This window comes from Flavobacterium sediminis (assembly GCF_003148385.1).
GTDB lineage: Bacteria > Bacteroidota > Bacteroidia > Flavobacteriales > Flavobacteriaceae > Flavobacterium > Flavobacterium sediminis.
This window is the reverse complement of sequence record NZ_CP029463.1, coordinates 762,483-777,843: the sequence shown is the minus strand read 5'-3', so window position 1 is coordinate 777,843 and position 15,361 is coordinate 762,483. Positions and strand designations below refer to the sequence as shown.

Here is a 15,361-nt window from a genome sequence, read left to right as displayed (position 1 = left end):
TTTGTTGTAACCTACTAATTAAAACATGAAGAAGATTTGTTTCGTTGTTTCAAGCCCCTTGACGGCTCAAGCCTTTATGCTTAAACATTTTGAGTATCTGTCTCAGGAGTTTGATATTACATTAGTAGCTAATTTTGAAACAGAGGAACAACATGCTATTCCCTTTGTGAAAGAAACTAAGAATATAAAGATTGTACGGAATATTAATCTTTTGTCAGACTTAGCGGCGTTGTACGAACTCTATAAATACCTAAAACAACAGCATTTTGATGCTATACATTCCATAACTCCCAAAGCAGGATTAATTGCTACTTCAGCAGCATGGCTGGCAGGAGTAAAACTTCGGATACACATTTTTACAGGACAGGTTTGGCATACACAAACCGGATTAAAAAAGAAATTGTTACAGTTCTTAGATAAGGTAATGGTCTTTTTTGCTACGGATATATTAGTGGACGGCCAGTCACAACGAGATTTTCTAATACAGAATCACATCATCAAAGACCAAAACTCAAAAGTATTAGGAAAAGGTTCTATCAGTGGTGTTGATGTGTCCAAGTTTGTACCCGATCAGGGGATAAAGAAAGAGTTGAGAAGACAATTAGGGTATTCAGATGATGAGGTGGTGTTTACTTTTTTAGGAAGGATGAATCGCGATAAAGGAATTTTAGATTTAGTAACAGCATTTAAAAGATTACATCAGGAATTTCCTCAAGCAAAACTTTTATTGATAGGGGCAGACGAAGAAAATTTACGACCGGAAATTGAACAGATGCAAAAAGAAGGGATTTTCTTTTTCGGGTTAACCCGAAAGCCTCAGGAAACACTACAAGCGGGAGATGTTTTTTGTTTGCCGAGTTACAGAGAAGGTTTCGGAACCAGTGTCATTGAAGCTTCGCTTCTGCAAATGCCTGTGATTTGTAGCGATACGTACGGTTTGACAGAAACAATTGTGGATAATGAAACAGGGTTGCGACATAAAGTGGCGAATAGTGAAGATCTTTACAAACAAATGAAAATATTGTTTTTAGACGCCAATCTAAGAAAGGCGATGGGCGAAGAAGGAAGGCAATATGTTTTGAAATATTTTTCGGCAGATGAAATTTCAAGCCATTGGTTAGCATTCTATAAGGAAAAACTAAATTAAAAATGTACGCAAAAGTATTCAAACCTTTATTCGATTTTGTTTTAGCATTTGTTGCTTTTGTGTTGCTTTTGCCATTATTTATGATAATAACATTTTTGCTGGCCATTGCAAATGAAGGAAAACCATTCTTTTTTCAAAAACGCCCCGGAAAAAACGAAAAGATATTTAGCATCATCAAGTTTAAGACCATGAACGATAGAAAAGATGCACAAGGAAATTTATTGCCTGATGCAGATAGGTTAACTGTGGTCGGGAATTGGGTGCGAAGATTATCATTGGATGAAATTCCACAATTGTTGAATGTTCTCAAAGGAGATATGAGTTTAATAGGGCCGCGCCCGTTATTACCGCAATATCTTCCTTTATATGATGATTTTCAGAGGAGAAGACACGAGATCAAACCTGGAATTACGGGTTGGGCACAAGTGAATGGAAGAAATGCATTAGATTGGCAAACTAAATTCAGATATGATGTGTGGTATGTAGATCATGTTAGTTTTTTTACCGATTTAAAAATAGTATATTTGACAGTCAAAAAAGTCCTGAAAAAAGAAGGGATAAATCAACAAGGACAGGCAACAACAGAGGCCTTTAAAGGAAATTAAAAATGGGAGCAACAATACAAGCTATAGAATATGTTTTTCCAAAAAATAAAGTGACAAACAAAGATTTGGCACTACAATTCCCGGACTATGATTTTAAGAAGTTTGATGACAAAGTAGGCGTTAGTTGTCGTTATTATGCAGATGAGGATGAAACTGGTTTGGATTTAGCCGTGCAGGCTTGCGAAAAGCTGTTTCAAAGAATAGATAGTACTACAATTGATTATATTTTATATTGTACGCAAAATCCGGATTATATTTTGCCTACAACAGCTTGTCTTTTACAAGACAGGTTAGGGTTGCCTACAACAGTCGGAGCTTTGGATGTTAATTTGGGATGTTCAGGCTACACTTATGTTTTAAGCTTAGCCAAAGGATTGATTAATTCCGGTCAGGCTAAAAATATTTTAGTTGTAACAGCAGAAACATACTCTAAAATCCTCAATGAAAAGGATTGTTCAAACAGAGCCATTTTCGGAGATGCAGCTACCGCAACTTTAGTGTCATACACTGAAGAAGAGAATTTCGGCAACTTCTTGTTCGGAACGGATGGCTCAGGTGTAGAAAAACTATTTGTGAAGAATGGGGGTTCAAAATATAAATTAGAAAGTAACCCGGAATTAAAGATGTACGGAAGTAGTAATTTTTATACGGATAATGATTTGTACATGAACGGACCTGAGATTTTCCATTTTACAGGAGAAGTTGTGCCGGGATTTGTAGAAAAATTATTAGAAGCTAATCAAGTAGAAAAAGATTATATAGACCAATATATTTTTCATCAGGCAAATGCTTTTATGCTGAATTTTTTGAGAAAGCGATTAAAAATAGAAGAAGAACGCTTTTTTATTGATTTACGAGACGGAGGAAACACTGTTTCATCAACTATTCCAATCGCATTAAAGAAATACAGTCAGGACATAACAGAGAAGGAAACTCTTTTACTGGTTGGTTTCGGAGTAGGGTTGTCTTGGTCAGGAGGATTAGTTACCATAAATAATAAATTATAACTGAAAATGAATAAAGCTGAATTTATCAAAGGTTTAGAAGAAGAATTAGAGTTAGAGATCACGTTAACAGCAGAAACGGATTTAAAAGGATTAGACGAATGGGATTCCATGGCTGCAATGCTTTTAATAGGATATGTCTCTAATGAGTTTGGTTTGACTTTAACAGCAGACGATATTAAGAATATCTCAACAGTACAATCTTTGATCGAGCGTATCGGAGTAGAAAAATTCAACTAAAATGCTACAACATTTTAAAGGTATCCATATTACAGCTTTAAAAACCTGTGTTCCGTCTCAGGTTGTGTCCAATGCTTTTTTTGAAGAACTGCTGAGTCCCAAAGAAATCAAAATCTTTGAAAAAACAGTCGGGATTAAAAACAGACGTTGGGCTACTGATAATATAACGGCTCTTGATTTAGGATTTGAAGCTGCTAATTCATTATTGAAAGAACATGATGTTGCTTCTTCTGAAGTTGAATGTCTGATCTTTTTAAGTCAGACTCCGGATTATAAGATACCTTTTTCATCTAACATTTTACAAGTTAAGCTGAATTTGCCGCAAAATGTCCTGTGTCTGGATATAAATGCAGGCTGTGCCGGATTTGTTCAAGGATTAGGAACCGCTTTCTCTATAGCGCAAACGATTAAAGGGAAAGTGCTTTTTATCGTCGCAGAGACCTTATCTAAAATATTGTCACACAAAGACAGAGGGACTTCTATGCTTTTTGGTGACGGAGCTGCGGCCATGTTGATTGAGAGAAGTACAGACGATGTTTCCGAAACGTATTTTCAGTATTTTTCAGACGGCAATAACGCAGATGCGATCATGATTCCCGACGGAGGTTGTCGCAATGTGGTTACTTCTCATAGTTTTGAAATAGAGAAGGACGATAAAAACAATCAAAAAAACCGCTTGCAATTGGCAATGGATGGAGCTCGTGTGCTTGATTTTACTTTACGGGAAGTGGCGCCGAGTATTTTACAGATTTTAAAGCAAGCCAATTTGGATAAAGAGCAAATAGGCGCTTTTTTACTGCATCAGTCCAATCAGTTTATTATCAAACAAATTGCAGCACAATTAGGTGTTGAAGCCCAAAAATTCCCGATCAATATTGATCAGTTCGGTAATACCAGTGGTGTTTCAATTCCTTTATTGATACAGTCACAAGCAGAAAATAATAATGAATTAGATAAGCTTATCCTCAGTGGATATGGCTCAGGATTAAATTGGGCAAATGGAATTATAAGCCTTAAACAAACAAAAATTTACCCCCAAATCGAATTATAAAAACAAATAAAATGAAAAATGTCCTTGTAACGGGAGCAACTTCAGGTATAGGAAAAGCAACTTGCAATAGTTTGCTTAAGGAAGGATACCGGGTTTTTGCTTTGGGCAGAGATATAGAAAAAATAAAAGACCTGCTAGACCAATTTTCTGAACAGTTACATTTTTTAGCAATTGATTTGAATTCATATCAAGAATATACTAAAATTTTTGACGAATTTTTGTCAGGTCAAAAGTTGGACGGTTTGGTACATTGTGCCGGAATGGAAGAAACCTTGCCTATTAGTTTATATACGCCGGAAGCAGTTCAGCGTATTTTTAATATCAATGTTTTTTCCGGAATTGAATTAATGCGATTTTTTGCCAAGAAGAAGTATTCTAACGAAGGAGCCAGCGTGGTCTTTTTAGCATCTGTGATGGCCACTTTGGGACAAGCCGGAAAAACCGGTTATTGCGCTTCCAAGTCAGCCATTTTAGGAATGGTAAAGTCATTGGCATTAGAATTGGCTAAACGCAAAATACGGGTTAATGCAATTTCTCCGGGTGTGGTGAACACACCAATGACACAAAAATTGTTTTCTCAGATAGAGGAAGACAATATTGAACGTATCAAAAGTATGCATCCGTTAGGGATTGGTGAAGTAGAGGATGTTACGCCAACAATTTTATTCTTGCTTTCTGAAGGGAGTAAGTGGATCACCGGACAAAATTTTATCATAGATGGAGGATATTCAATTCAATAATAAAAAGGAGCAGTTTTATTTAATTGGTGCCGGAGGGCTTTCGCGAGAATTAGAGTGCTGGATGGATAGATCCCGATTTTCCCAATCCTATGAATTAATAGGGTACGTAGACGATAATCCGGATGTGTTGAAAGGAATTGTAAACGAATATAAGATCGTAGATGGTTTTTTCAAAGGGGAGATCTGGAAAGGGAAAAATATAGTAATGGGAATCGCAAACACAGATATAAAGCAGAAAGCTTTTGAACTATTTGCTTCAAACAACTGTAATGTGTTGTCTTTTATACACGATACGGTTCTGGTTGGAAAGAATACACAAATGGGCGCAGGAGCAGTTTTGTATCCCCGTTCCATAATATCCTGTAACGTTTCCGTTGGAGAAGGAGTGATGATCAATGCAGGAACACAAGTAGGTCACGATGTTACAATAGGCAATTATGCAAGTATTATGGCTAATGTGGATATCGGTGGCGGAGCACAGATCGGGAACAATGTTTTTATTGGTTCAAAAGCTGTTATTTTGCCTGGAGTAAAAATTCCGGACGGATGCAGGATCGGAGCCGGTAGCGTTGTGATAAAGTCAATACGACAAGTTGGTACTTATTTTGGCAATCCGGCAAAAAAGATTTTTTAGTTTAAATGATAAAGAGAATTTTTGATATCGTATTTTCACTGGTTTTGATGGTGTTGTTGGGAGTCCCGTTATCCATTTTCTGGATTTTTGCTTGCGTGGATACGAGATCAAAAGGAATCTTTATTCAGGATCGTGTCGGGCAGTACGGAAAGGTTTTTAAGATATTTAAGTTACGATCCATTCGGGATCCGGAAAAAAATAGAATTTCTTTCTACGGAAAGTTTATTCGAAAAACAAAAATAGACGAATTACCACAATTATTGAATGTACTTAAAGGAGATATGAGTGTGGTAGGACCACGCCCTGATATTCCGGGCTATTATGATCTTCTGGAAGGAGAAGCACGAAAAATTTTAGAACTAAAACCCGGTCTTACCTGTGAAGCCAGTTTAAAATATGCTAATGAAGAATATATTTTAGCCCAACAGGAAGATCCTTTGCATTATAATGATACCGTCTTATTCCCGGATAAGATAAAAATGAATTTAGCCTATTACTATGAGCATAATCTGTTTAAAGATATTATGATTATAGTGAAAACCATAAAAAAAGTAATATGAATCCGGATAAAATTTGGCTTTCTTCCCCGCACATGGGAGGAAATGAAAAAAAATATATTGAAAGTGCTTTTGCTGAGAATATTGTAGCGCCATTAGGACCTAATGTTACTGGCTTTGAGTACGATCTGGAGACTTTTTTACAAGACGGAGTTCATGTGGCGGCCTTGAGTTCAGGAACAGCAGCGATACATTTAGGATTGGTTCTATTAGGAGTTCAGGCAGGAGATGAGGTGCTTTGTCAAAGTATGACATTCTCAGCTTCGGCAAATCCTATTATGTATTTAAGTGCAATTCCGGTATTTATAGACAGCGAACCGGATACCTGGAATATTTGTCCGCAGGCATTGGAAGATGCTATAAAAGACAGGATCAGTAAAGGAAAGAAACCTAAAGCAATCATTGCAGTTCACTTATACGGAATGCCCTATAAAATTGATGAGATAAGGACAGTAGCACAAAAATATGAGATACCGATATTAGAAGATAGTGCCGAAGCCTTAGGAAGTACTTATAAAGGACAAAAATGTGGAACATTCGGAGATGTTGCAGCACTTTCTTTTAATGGGAATAAGATCATTACAACTTCCGGAGGAGGAGCATTAGTAACACATAATTTGTCGATTAAAGAAAAAGCAGTCTTTTTGGCCACTCAGGCGAGAGATACAGCGCCTTATTATCAGCACAGTCATATAGGGTACAATTATAGGTTGAGTAATATTTCGGCCGGTATTGGTAGGGGGCAAATGGAAGTTCTGGAGCAGCATATAGCTTTGAGACGTGATATGCATGAGTTCTACCAACAGGTATTTAAAGATTTTCCTGAAATAGAAGTTTTTAGTGAACCCGATAATGATTTTTATTCTAATCATTGGTTGACTGCTATTACAATAAATGCAAAAAAATCAGGAAAGACTGCTGAAGATTTAAGACAGACCTTAGTAAAAGATAATATAGAGTCGAGACCTTTGTGGAAACCGATGCACTTACAGCCTGTTTTTGGTCAATATCCTTATTATGGAGGAACTATTGCTTCTGATTTGTTTTCCAAAGGGTTATGTTTGCCTTCAGGGTCTAATTTAACTGATAATCAAAAAGATAGAATTAAAAATAGTATAAATGGATTTTTAAAGGATGAATAAATTAAAATGAAATAGTTTTATTACTTTTGTTCTATTAAGCACCAAATTAACCTAGCCCGAAATTGCAACCTGATAAAAACATATTTTCGAAAAAATCCCTCTTAAAAGATATGTCTAAAGATTTTTTTGAGAATCGATTTACAAATCTGGGGTACCTTCCCAGATGGATTATTTTTTGTATTGATATCGGAATACTTATAATAGCAAGTTTTCTAACCCATTATATTGTGCAAAATTTAACCCTACGCAACTATGATACCTATTCAATGGTTGTTCGTTACGGGATAATTATATTTGCTAATATTTTCTCATTTGTCGTTTATCGTACCTATGCCGGAATCATAAGGCACTCCAGTTTTGTAGATGCTTATAAATTACTGTTCTCTACTTTTACGGCTTTGATTATTCTGGTAACTTTAAACTACCTGCATTATTTTATTGACGGAGCCAAAATTTTTCTGATTCCTTCATTAGTCATCTATTTTGTGATTTCCTTCATTTTACTATTGGCCTTCAGGATATCAATTAAGTTTTTGTTTGAAAAATATTTAATTCCTATAAACGCAGGGCAGTTAACAAGAGTTGCTATTTACGGATCGGGAGCCAATTCTATTTCGCTGGCAAATGCAATCAATGTTGAGCAACCCAAACGTTTTATTCTGGTTGGTTTTATCGATACTAAAAAGTCTCGTTTAAATAAAGAAGTGCTGGGAGTTCCTATTGTATATAAGAAAAAAGGAATTGCTTCGATCTTACGTTTTTTAAATGCCGATGCTATCATTATTTCTGATAAAAATATTTCAAATGAAGAAAAATTAGAAATTGTAGAAGAGTGTTTAGAATACAATTACAAGATATTAACTGCGCCTACGATCGTAGACTGGAAAGATCAAAGAGAGATATCGAAAAGTCTTAAGAAATTTGAAATTAAAGATCTGTTAGAGCGTCCGCCTATTGTTTTAGATAATCAGAAAATCGTTTCCCAGATACAGAATAAAGTCTTATTGATAACAGGCGCTGCCGGTTCCATTGGTAGTGAGATCGTAAATCAGGTTTTATTGTTTAAACCTAAAAAGATCGTTTTGTTAGATCAGGCTGAAACACCTTTACATCATTTGAGTATTGAGTTAGGGAAGTCGGACAGTCAGACGGAGATCATTCCTATGGTAGCTGATATTAAAGATAAACGGATTTTAGAGTTTTTATTTGATAAATACAGACCTTCCATTGTTTATCATGCAGCAGCATACAAACATGTTCCTCTTATGGAAGAGAACCCTTATCAGGCAATTGTGACCAATGTTTTAGGGACGAAAAATTTAGCAGATGTGTCAGTGAAATACGAAGTTGACCGATTTGTAATGGTATCAACGGATAAAGCCGTTAACCCTAGTAATATAATGGGGGCAAGTAAACGTATTGCGGAAATCTATGTGCAGACTTTATATTTTAACGCTCAGAGAGAGCATAAAGAGTGTACGACCAAATTTATTACGACGCGTTTTGGAAACGTATTGGGGTCAAATGGCTCTGTAGTGCCGTTGTTTACAAAACAAATACAAGAAGGAGGACCGGTTACGATCACTCACCCTGATATTATCCGTTATTTTATGACGATACCGGAAGCTTGCCAACTGGTTTTAGAGGCGGGTTCTATGGGGCAAGGAGGAGAAATATATATATTTGATATGGGTAAACCGGTTAAAATTATTGATCTTGCCCGAAAAATGATCCGCTTGGCAGGCTATGTACCGGATAAAGAAATTCCGATAAAAATAGTAGGTCTGAGACCCGGAGAAAAACTGTATGAAGAACTACTGAACGATAGTGCTAAAACTCTACCAACTCACCATGAGAAGATCATGATCGCGGTGGAAAAAAGTGAATTAGATTTTGAAGATGTAAAACAATATATTCAGAAGTTTAATAATTTGTCCGAAGATCTGAAAACGGAAGAGATGGTTCGCTTAATGAAAGAGATCGTGCCGGAATTCAAAAGTATGAATTCACAGTTTGAAAAGTTAGATGTGGTCAACTAAAGAATGTTATATTTGTAAAAATTCCGAAATGAAGATAAAAAATACCCCTATATACTCCTGTTGTTTGCTGTTGATCATTTTTTTGAGTCTTACCTCATGCGTTTCCAGAAAAAAAATGGTTTATATGTATAACGAAAACGGGCAAGCTGACAGTTCTGCTGTGAGTTATAATCCGGTTTTGCAACCTGATGATGTTTTATTCATTGTCGTGTCCTCACAAAATCCGGAAGTAGTGGCGCCTTATAACCTAAATTCGGTAGCTATTCAGGGAACATCAGAAGAGTCTTTTGAGCGCAGTCGTTTACAAACGTATATAATTGATAAAGAAGGGAATATTGAGTTCCCGTCTGTCGGGACAATTAAACTGGGAGGTTTAACGCGGGAAGAAGCAGTGACACTATTAAAAGATACTCTTAAAGATTATGTGAGTGATGCAACGATCAATCTCCGTATTCTCAATTATAAAGTCTCTGTTTTGGGGGAAGTAAATAAACCCGGGAGTTTTTCGATCAGTAGTGAACGGATTACAGTGTTAGAAGCAATCAGTAAAGCCGGAGATCTAACGATCTATGGTCGAAGGGATAATGTGTTGTTGATTAGGGAACAGGATGGTGTGAAAACGACTCAGAGAATTGATCTGACAAAGTCTGATTTTATCAATTCGCCCTATTATTATTTAGCACAAAACGATGTGATTTATGTGGAACCGAATAAGACCAAAGTAAATTCATCTGCGATCGGACCGAATCTGACTTTAGGAATTTCTTTAGTTTCCATTTTAGCCTCTTTTATAGTATTGGTAACACGATAATTGTATGATGACAACGCCGCAAAATAGTCCAGGTTCCGATAAAAATAGGTTCAATCTAAAGATTGAAATAGAACGCTATTTAGAACATTGGCGTTGGTTTGTTATCGGTTTATTGGTTACATTTTTCGGAGCTTTTCTATACCTTAGGTATTCCATTCCGCAATATAAAGCAAATGCTACTATTTTAGTTAAGGACGCCATTAAGGGAAATATGACAACAGAACTCGAGGCATTCAGAGAATTAGGACTTATCGGGAATGTCAAAGGGAATGTGGATAATGAGATTGAAGTTCTAAAATCGAGAACTCTTATAGAGTCAACCATTAGGGCATTGCAATTAAATGTTGCCTATTACGGTTTGGGAAGAGTAAAATCAGAAGAGATCTACAATGAATCTCCCATACAAGTGTTGTTTTTCAATACAACGAAAGTATACAACAAGTACAAACATTATTATGTGGTTCAATATAAGAATGAAAAGGAGTTTGTGCTTTATAATCAATTAGAGCAAAAAATAGGAGAATACAATTACGGAGCCACACTTGCAATAGATGAGGTTCAGATGATGATTACCAAAGTTAACCCGGATGCAAATGATTACAGTATAGGGATCGAAGTAACGCCTGTAGAACAACTGGTTAATTATTTTAAATCAAAACTAGCTGTTTCGGTTGTGGGGAAGAATACAAGTGTAATAGAACTGAGTTTAGTTGATCCGGTAAGAGCAAAAGCAGAAGATTTCCTGAATACGTTGGTTCAAAATTATAATAATGATGCCATTCAGGATAAAAAATTTGTAGCGGAAAATACGTCAAGGTTTATCGAGCAGCGATTGAAAATAATTGCAGATGAGTTAAAAGATGTAGAAAAAGATGTAGAGACATTCAAAAGAAAAAATCATGTTACTGATATTGTCTCAGAAGCGGGGTTATTTTTAGAAAACGCAAGTGCATTTGAGAAGAAGGAGATCGAAGTGGAAACACAAATAAAAGTTGTGGAAGCTTTGTTGGAAAGGGTAACTACAGATACGAATAAAGATCTTATCCCTGCGAATATTATTCCGATGGAGGAAGGAGCAGCCAGCTTAATTGCCGGTTACAATCAGTTGATCTTAGATCGAAATCGATTGTTAAAAACAGCAACACCGAAAAACGCTGTTATTCTTACAATAGATAGTAAAATAGAAGCTTTACGTGAAAATGTAATTGCCAGTTTAGAACAATTAAAGATATCATTAAAGATTCAGCATAAAGATCTGGCAAGTCAGAGAGCAAAAATGGCTGGGAAGATTTCCCAGATTCCTACTCAGGAAAAATTATTCAGAGATATAGATAGAAAACAACACATTAAGGAAACACTCTATTTGTATTTGTTGGAAAAAAGGGAAGAAGCCGAAATTTCTTTAGCCGTTACCGAACCTAATGCAAAAGTGATCGATACGGCATTGGCTGCCAAAAATCCTATTTTTCCAAATCGGAAAATGGTATATTTAGTAGCTTTAGCTTTGGGGTTAGCAATTCCGTTTATTGTACTTTATATCATAGCTTTATTTGATACAAAGATAAAAATGGCGGCTGATGTAACGGATAATATATCCATCCCGTTTTTAGGAGAAGTGCCTAAATTTGAAGAAGATCATTTTGTTTTTGAATCGACTAATCGTTCAGCAACAGCAGAAGCATTAAGGATCGTTCGGACAAATCTTGAGTTCTTATTGAGTGACGTCAGCAGTACCATGGCTAAGACAATCTTTGTAACGTCTACCTATCCGAAAGAAGGAAAAACCTTTGTTTCCGTAAATCTGGCCTCTATAATAGCACAGTCCGATAAGCGAGTACTTTTAGTAGGTCTTGATATCAGAAACCCGAAATTAAGTGATTATTTTGATATTCCTTCTGACGGGTTGACCAATTACTTGGTTGATAAAAAAGGAACTTCAATTCAAAATTACATTGTAACCAGTAAGACGAATGAAAATCTGGCCATTTTGCCTTCCGGTGTAGTGCCGCCTAATCCGGCTGAGTTGTTGATGAGCAATAAGATCGAAGAGATGTTTGAACAATTAAAAGTTCAATTTGACTATATAGTTGTAGATACAGCACCTATAAGTCTGGTTTCAGATACGCTTATTATTGCTAAATATGCCGATGCTTTTGTGTATGTAGTCAGAGCACATGTTTTAGACAAACAAATGTTGAACCTTCCGCAAAGACTTTATAACGAAAGAAAACTTAATAACATGAGTGTTTTATTGAACGATTCGGTAATTAAGCGAAACTACGGTTACACTTATGGTTATGAGGTGATCGAAAAGCCAAGAAGCAGTTGGGAACGACTTTGGGGAATATTGTTTAAAAAGAGCTAAAAATAAAAATTAAATTTAACCGAAAAAGGCATTGTTTTCAATAGCTTTTTGTAATTGTTCCTGACTTTTGATAAGAATCTTGTTTTCAAAAGCTAAAATGTGTCCTTTATTGTGAATGTCAGAGCCAACAAAGTCGAACATGTCTTTTTTTAGTAATTGATCGGCGGCTAAAGCAACATCTTTTCCATAATAACCTACACTTGATAAAAGATTCATTTGAAATAAGCAGCCTGCCTTTTTCAGCTTCTCATATTCTTTAGGTTTGTTGTGGTAAAAAGTATAACGTTCAGGATGAGCCAGAACAGGTTTGTATCCTTCCAGTTGCAATTCAAAAAGAAAATCATACAATTGCAGCGGTGCATTTAGGTATGACATTTCAACCAAAACATATTTGTCGTCTTTCAATGTAAGTAGCTTTTCAGATTTAAAAAGCTTAACAAATTCCTCGTCAATATAATATTCTGAAGCCGCATTGAGTGCTGTTTTTTGGCTCAATTCAGGAAGAGTTCGGTGAATTTCTTCTTTTTTACTTTCAATGATTACTCTGGTATTGTCCCAAACATTGCTTTTAGTATGTGGTGTAGTGGTTACTTTGGTGAAACCTAAATCGATCATTGATTCTAAAAGAAATTTACTTTCTTCAATGTTTTGAGATCCGTCGTCTATTCCCGGTAGTACATGCGAATGAATATCAATGTAATCAGACGGGATTAAATCTTTTAATTTTGGCTTAGGTTTGAGGAATGAAAACATAAAGCAAAGATATAAAAATTGATATAAAGGTAAAGCTTTTTTAACGAGGTGGTAAAGTTGTTTTTTAATAGAAAGATTTCTAATAAGAAGAACATAAAATAAGTATTTGACGGGTAAACTGATTGTTTTTTGACAAGGCTTTAATACTTCATATTTAATCCATACAATGTAGGAACTATAAAAAAATATTGTGTAGTTTTGTGTGGTTAAAAAGAAAAATACCCGCTTTGAAAATAGTAACATACGATAGTCGTTCTAAAACTAATTTCTTTAAAGAGCTTTCAGCTATATTTACGGATGTAATAAACTCTAATTTTATTGCTAAACAATTAGCTAAAAGAGATTTAAAAGCGACATACAGACAGTCGCTGTTAGGTTTCTTCTGGGCGTTCATGCCTATTGTGATGCAATCAGTAGTCTGGATATTTATTAGTGATTCAGGAATTGCTCAGTTTCAGGAAACAGCCATACCCAGACCGGCTTTTATCATTATAGGAACAACACTTTGGACTGTTTTGTTGGAATCTATCAATGGACCGATTAATAGTATCAATTCTTCAAAAAGCATTATATCTAAAATTAATTTCCCGAAAGAAGCTTTGCTGTTATCAGGAATTTATAAGTTGTTGTTCAATGCGATGTTGAAAATGATCTTGATAGTTTTCATCTTGTTCTTCTTTAAACTGTCACCGGGAACTACTCTTGTTTATTTTCCTTTGTATTTGTTTATCTTTATTCTCTTGGGAACTGCAATAGGGGTTTTGCTGGCGCCAATCGGTTTGTTGTATACAGACATAGGGAGGGCAATACCTATTATCATGCAATTTCTTATGTATGCAACACCAGTGGTATTTGCAGCGCCGACTAATGGTACTTTTAGTAAAATTTTTGCGTATAATCCATTGTCGCCGTTAATCAATTCTGCAAGAAATAGTTTGGTCGGACTGCCATTAGATAATCCGCAGCTATTACTGTATATTATCCCTATTTCAACAATAGTATTGTTACTAGGGTTAGTAGTTTTGAGAAACTCTTTGCCTATAATTATTGAAAAGATATCAAGCTGATGCAGGAAGTTAAACACAAAGAGACATTAGTGACCGTTGAGAATGTGTCAAAGAAGTTTTCAAAAGATTTGAAGACCAGCCTTATGTATGGGTTTAAAGATATCCTGAAGATCATGTTTGGGATATTGCCGGAAAAGAGCAAGCTTCGAAAAAGTGAGTTCTGGGCGGTAAAAAATGTAAGCTTTAGTTTGAGAAGAGGAGAATGTATCGGACTGATAGGGCATAACGGAGCAGGAAAAAGTACTCTCTTAAAAGTTTTGAATGGCTTATACGCACCCGATGAAGGGAAAATAACGATAAAAGGAAAAATAGGGGCTCTGATTGAATTAGGAGCCGGTTTTAATCCAATCCTTACGGGTAGGGAAAATATCTATAATAATGCTTCTATTTTAGGGTTTGCCAAGGCAGAAGTCGATGCTAAAATGCAATCGATCATTGAATTTTCTGAAATGGAAGATTTTTTAGATATGCCCGTAAAAAACTATTCTTCAGGAATGAAGGTACGTCTGGGATTTGCTATTGCAGCACATTTAGAACCGGATGTATTGATCATTGATGAAGTTTTAGCCGTGGGAGATTTAGGATTTGTCCTTAAGTGCTTTAAGAAAGTCGACGAATTACTACCCAATACAGCTATAATTTTCGTTTCACATAATATGCCCATGGTATCCCGAATATGTAATGAAGTAGTATTAATGGATCATGGAAAAGTAGAATATCAGGGCTATAATGTGGCAAAAGGAATTGAACTGTATTACAATAAGTTTGCAGGAAGTTCTCAGAATATGGTTTTTAATGATGGTTCTCTGGAACTGGTTTCCTGCAAGACCAATTTGGTGGAAGGAAAAGTAGTTCGTCATCAGGATATAGAAGTAGAATTGTTGTTCGGAATCCGTAAAAACCTGAAATTTTATCCGAAGGTTTATTTGGAGTTTAAGGACAAGGATCTAAGACCGATTGCCGGAACCCAATCTGAGAGTAAACTGGAGATAAACGAAGAGAAAGAACAACTTAAATATACCTTTGTTATTAAGAATTCTTTATTCACTTTAGGAAAATATAATGTTGATCTCAGCATTAAAAGTAACGAGACCGATTCTCCCGTTTTAAGAATAAACAATCTTATCGATTTTGTTTGTGAAGGAGAAAAAAGTTTATGGGTGCCTATTGAATTAGAATCAGATGTAGAAATAACCCAGCTCTAAA

At 35.7% G+C, this 15,361-nt stretch carries 15 protein-coding genes; 14 read left to right on the top strand and 1 reads right to left on the bottom strand.

Translation table 11 applies throughout. From position 1 onward, the window contains the following. Nucleotides 1-25: 25 nt before the first annotated feature. The 12 genes from DI487_RS03685 to DI487_RS03630 all read left to right on the top strand — a co-directional run bounded on the left by DI487_RS03685 (nt 26) and on the right by DI487_RS03630 (nt 12,335). The gene (locus DI487_RS03685) at nt 26-1,147 is read left to right on the top strand and encodes a glycosyltransferase family 4 protein (protein WP_109568462.1); all 1,122 of its coding nucleotides are present in this window, start codon (nt 26-28) and stop codon (nt 1,145-1,147) included. A 2-nt stretch (nt 1,148-1,149) separates the two neighbouring features. Further along, nucleotides 1,150-1,752, top strand: coding sequence for a sugar transferase (locus DI487_RS03680; protein ID WP_109568461.1), 603 nt, complete (start codon nt 1,150-1,152; stop codon nt 1,750-1,752). A gap of 2 nt (nt 1,753-1,754) precedes the next feature. Then, nucleotides 1,755-2,759 carry a ketoacyl-ACP synthase III gene (locus DI487_RS03675; RefSeq protein ID WP_109568460.1) on the top strand — a complete coding sequence of 335 codons (1,005 nt, stop codon included), beginning with the start codon at nt 1,755-1,757 and terminating at the stop codon, nt 2,757-2,759. Between the two features lie 6 nt (nt 2,760-2,765). Beyond that, a complete protein-coding gene (locus DI487_RS03670; RefSeq protein ID WP_109568459.1) occupies nt 2,766-2,996 on the top strand; it encodes an acyl carrier protein in 231 nt (76 codons plus the stop codon). Nucleotide 2,997: 1 nt separating this feature from the next. Beyond that, nucleotides 2,998-4,047: a ketoacyl-ACP synthase III gene (locus tag DI487_RS03665; protein WP_109568458.1), complete on the top strand. Its 1,050-nt coding sequence runs from the start codon at nt 2,998-3,000 to the stop codon at nt 4,045-4,047. Nucleotides 4,048-4,058: 11 nt separating this feature from the next. After that, entirely contained in the window at nt 4,059-4,787 is a 729-nt protein-coding gene (locus DI487_RS03660; RefSeq protein WP_109568457.1) for an SDR family NAD(P)-dependent oxidoreductase, read from the top strand. Next, nucleotides 4,765-5,421, top strand: coding sequence for an acetyltransferase (locus DI487_RS03655; RefSeq protein ID WP_109568456.1), 657 nt, complete (start codon nt 4,765-4,767; stop codon nt 5,419-5,421). The genes DI487_RS03660 and DI487_RS03655 overlap by 23 nt, the downstream gene beginning before the upstream one ends. Nucleotides 5,422-5,426: 5 nt before the next feature. Then, the gene (locus DI487_RS03650) at nt 5,427-5,981 is read left to right on the top strand and encodes a sugar transferase (RefSeq protein WP_109568455.1); all 555 of its coding nucleotides are present in this window, start codon (nt 5,427-5,429) and stop codon (nt 5,979-5,981) included. After that, nucleotides 5,978-7,120 (top strand): DegT/DnrJ/EryC1/StrS family aminotransferase, encoded by a 1,143-nt coding sequence (locus DI487_RS03645; protein WP_109568454.1) that lies wholly within the window; start codon nt 5,978-5,980, stop codon nt 7,118-7,120. The genes DI487_RS03650 and DI487_RS03645 overlap by 4 nt, the downstream gene beginning before the upstream one ends. Before the next feature lie 110 nt (nt 7,121-7,230). Next, complete coding sequence (locus tag DI487_RS03640) at nt 7,231-9,159, top strand: polysaccharide biosynthesis protein (RefSeq protein WP_109568453.1); 1,929 nt, start codon at nt 7,231-7,233, stop codon at nt 9,157-9,159. 124 nt (nt 9,160-9,283) lie between these two features. After that, nucleotides 9,284-9,970 (top strand): polysaccharide biosynthesis/export family protein, encoded by a 687-nt coding sequence (locus tag DI487_RS03635; RefSeq protein ID WP_245896528.1) that lies wholly within the window; start codon nt 9,284-9,286, stop codon nt 9,968-9,970. A gap of 4 nt (nt 9,971-9,974) precedes the next feature. Continuing rightward, nucleotides 9,975-12,335, top strand: coding sequence for a GumC family protein (locus tag DI487_RS03630; RefSeq protein ID WP_109568451.1), 2,361 nt, complete (start codon nt 9,975-9,977; stop codon nt 12,333-12,335). A 15-nt stretch (nt 12,336-12,350) separates the two neighbouring features. Here the strand turns inward: DI487_RS03630 and DI487_RS03625 are convergent, their stop codons facing one another. Then, on the bottom strand, nt 12,351-13,088 hold the full coding sequence (locus DI487_RS03625) for a tyrosine-protein phosphatase (RefSeq protein ID WP_109568450.1): 738 nt from the start codon (nt 13,086-13,088) through the stop codon (nt 12,351-12,353). 227 nt (nt 13,089-13,315) lie between these two features. Between DI487_RS03625 and DI487_RS03620 the strand changes: the two genes are divergently transcribed. Continuing rightward, the gene (locus tag DI487_RS03620; RefSeq protein ID WP_170108166.1) at nt 13,316-14,155 is read left to right on the top strand and encodes an ABC transporter permease; all 840 of its coding nucleotides are present in this window, start codon (nt 13,316-13,318) and stop codon (nt 14,153-14,155) included. Next, nucleotides 14,155-15,360 carry an ABC transporter ATP-binding protein gene (locus tag DI487_RS03615; protein ID WP_109568448.1) on the top strand — a complete coding sequence of 402 codons (1,206 nt, stop codon included), beginning with the start codon at nt 14,155-14,157 and terminating at the stop codon, nt 15,358-15,360. The genes DI487_RS03620 and DI487_RS03615 overlap by 1 nt, the downstream gene beginning before the upstream one ends. Nucleotide 15,361 lies beyond the last annotated feature (1 nt).

Bases quoted from the DNA above. Each gene is read 5' to 3' on its own strand.
- DI487_RS03685 (WP_109568462.1), top strand. From the start codon at position 26: ATGAAGAAGATTTGTTTCGTTGTTTCAAGCCCCTTGACGGCTCAAGCC.
- DI487_RS03680 (WP_109568461.1), top strand. From the start codon at position 1,150: ATGTACGCAAAAGTATTCAAACCTTTATTCGATTTTGTTTTAGCATTT.
- DI487_RS03675 (WP_109568460.1), top strand. From the start codon at position 1,755: ATGGGAGCAACAATACAAGCTATAGAATATGTTTTTCCAAAAAATAAA.
- DI487_RS03670 (WP_109568459.1), top strand. From the start codon at position 2,766: ATGAATAAAGCTGAATTTATCAAAGGTTTAGAAGAAGAATTAGAGTTA.
- DI487_RS03665 (WP_109568458.1), top strand. From the start codon at position 2,998: ATGCTACAACATTTTAAAGGTATCCATATTACAGCTTTAAAAACCTGT.
- DI487_RS03660 (WP_109568457.1), top strand. From the start codon at position 4,059: ATGAAAAATGTCCTTGTAACGGGAGCAACTTCAGGTATAGGAAAAGCA.
- DI487_RS03655 (WP_109568456.1), top strand. From the start codon at position 4,765: ATGGAGGATATTCAATTCAATAATAAAAAGGAGCAGTTTTATTTAATT.
- DI487_RS03650 (WP_109568455.1), top strand. From the start codon at position 5,427: ATGATAAAGAGAATTTTTGATATCGTATTTTCACTGGTTTTGATGGTG.
- DI487_RS03645 (WP_109568454.1), top strand. From the start codon at position 5,978: ATGAATCCGGATAAAATTTGGCTTTCTTCCCCGCACATGGGAGGAAAT.
- DI487_RS03640 (WP_109568453.1), top strand. From the start codon at position 7,231: ATGTCTAAAGATTTTTTTGAGAATCGATTTACAAATCTGGGGTACCTT.
- DI487_RS03635 (WP_245896528.1), top strand. From the start codon at position 9,284: ATGTATAACGAAAACGGGCAAGCTGACAGTTCTGCTGTGAGTTATAAT.
- DI487_RS03630 (WP_109568451.1), top strand. From the start codon at position 9,975: ATGATGACAACGCCGCAAAATAGTCCAGGTTCCGATAAAAATAGGTTC.
- DI487_RS03625 (WP_109568450.1), bottom strand. From the start codon at position 13,088: ATGTTTTCATTCCTCAAACCTAAGCCAAAATTAAAAGATTTAATCCCG.
- DI487_RS03615 (WP_109568448.1), top strand. From the start codon at position 14,155: ATGCAGGAAGTTAAACACAAAGAGACATTAGTGACCGTTGAGAATGTG.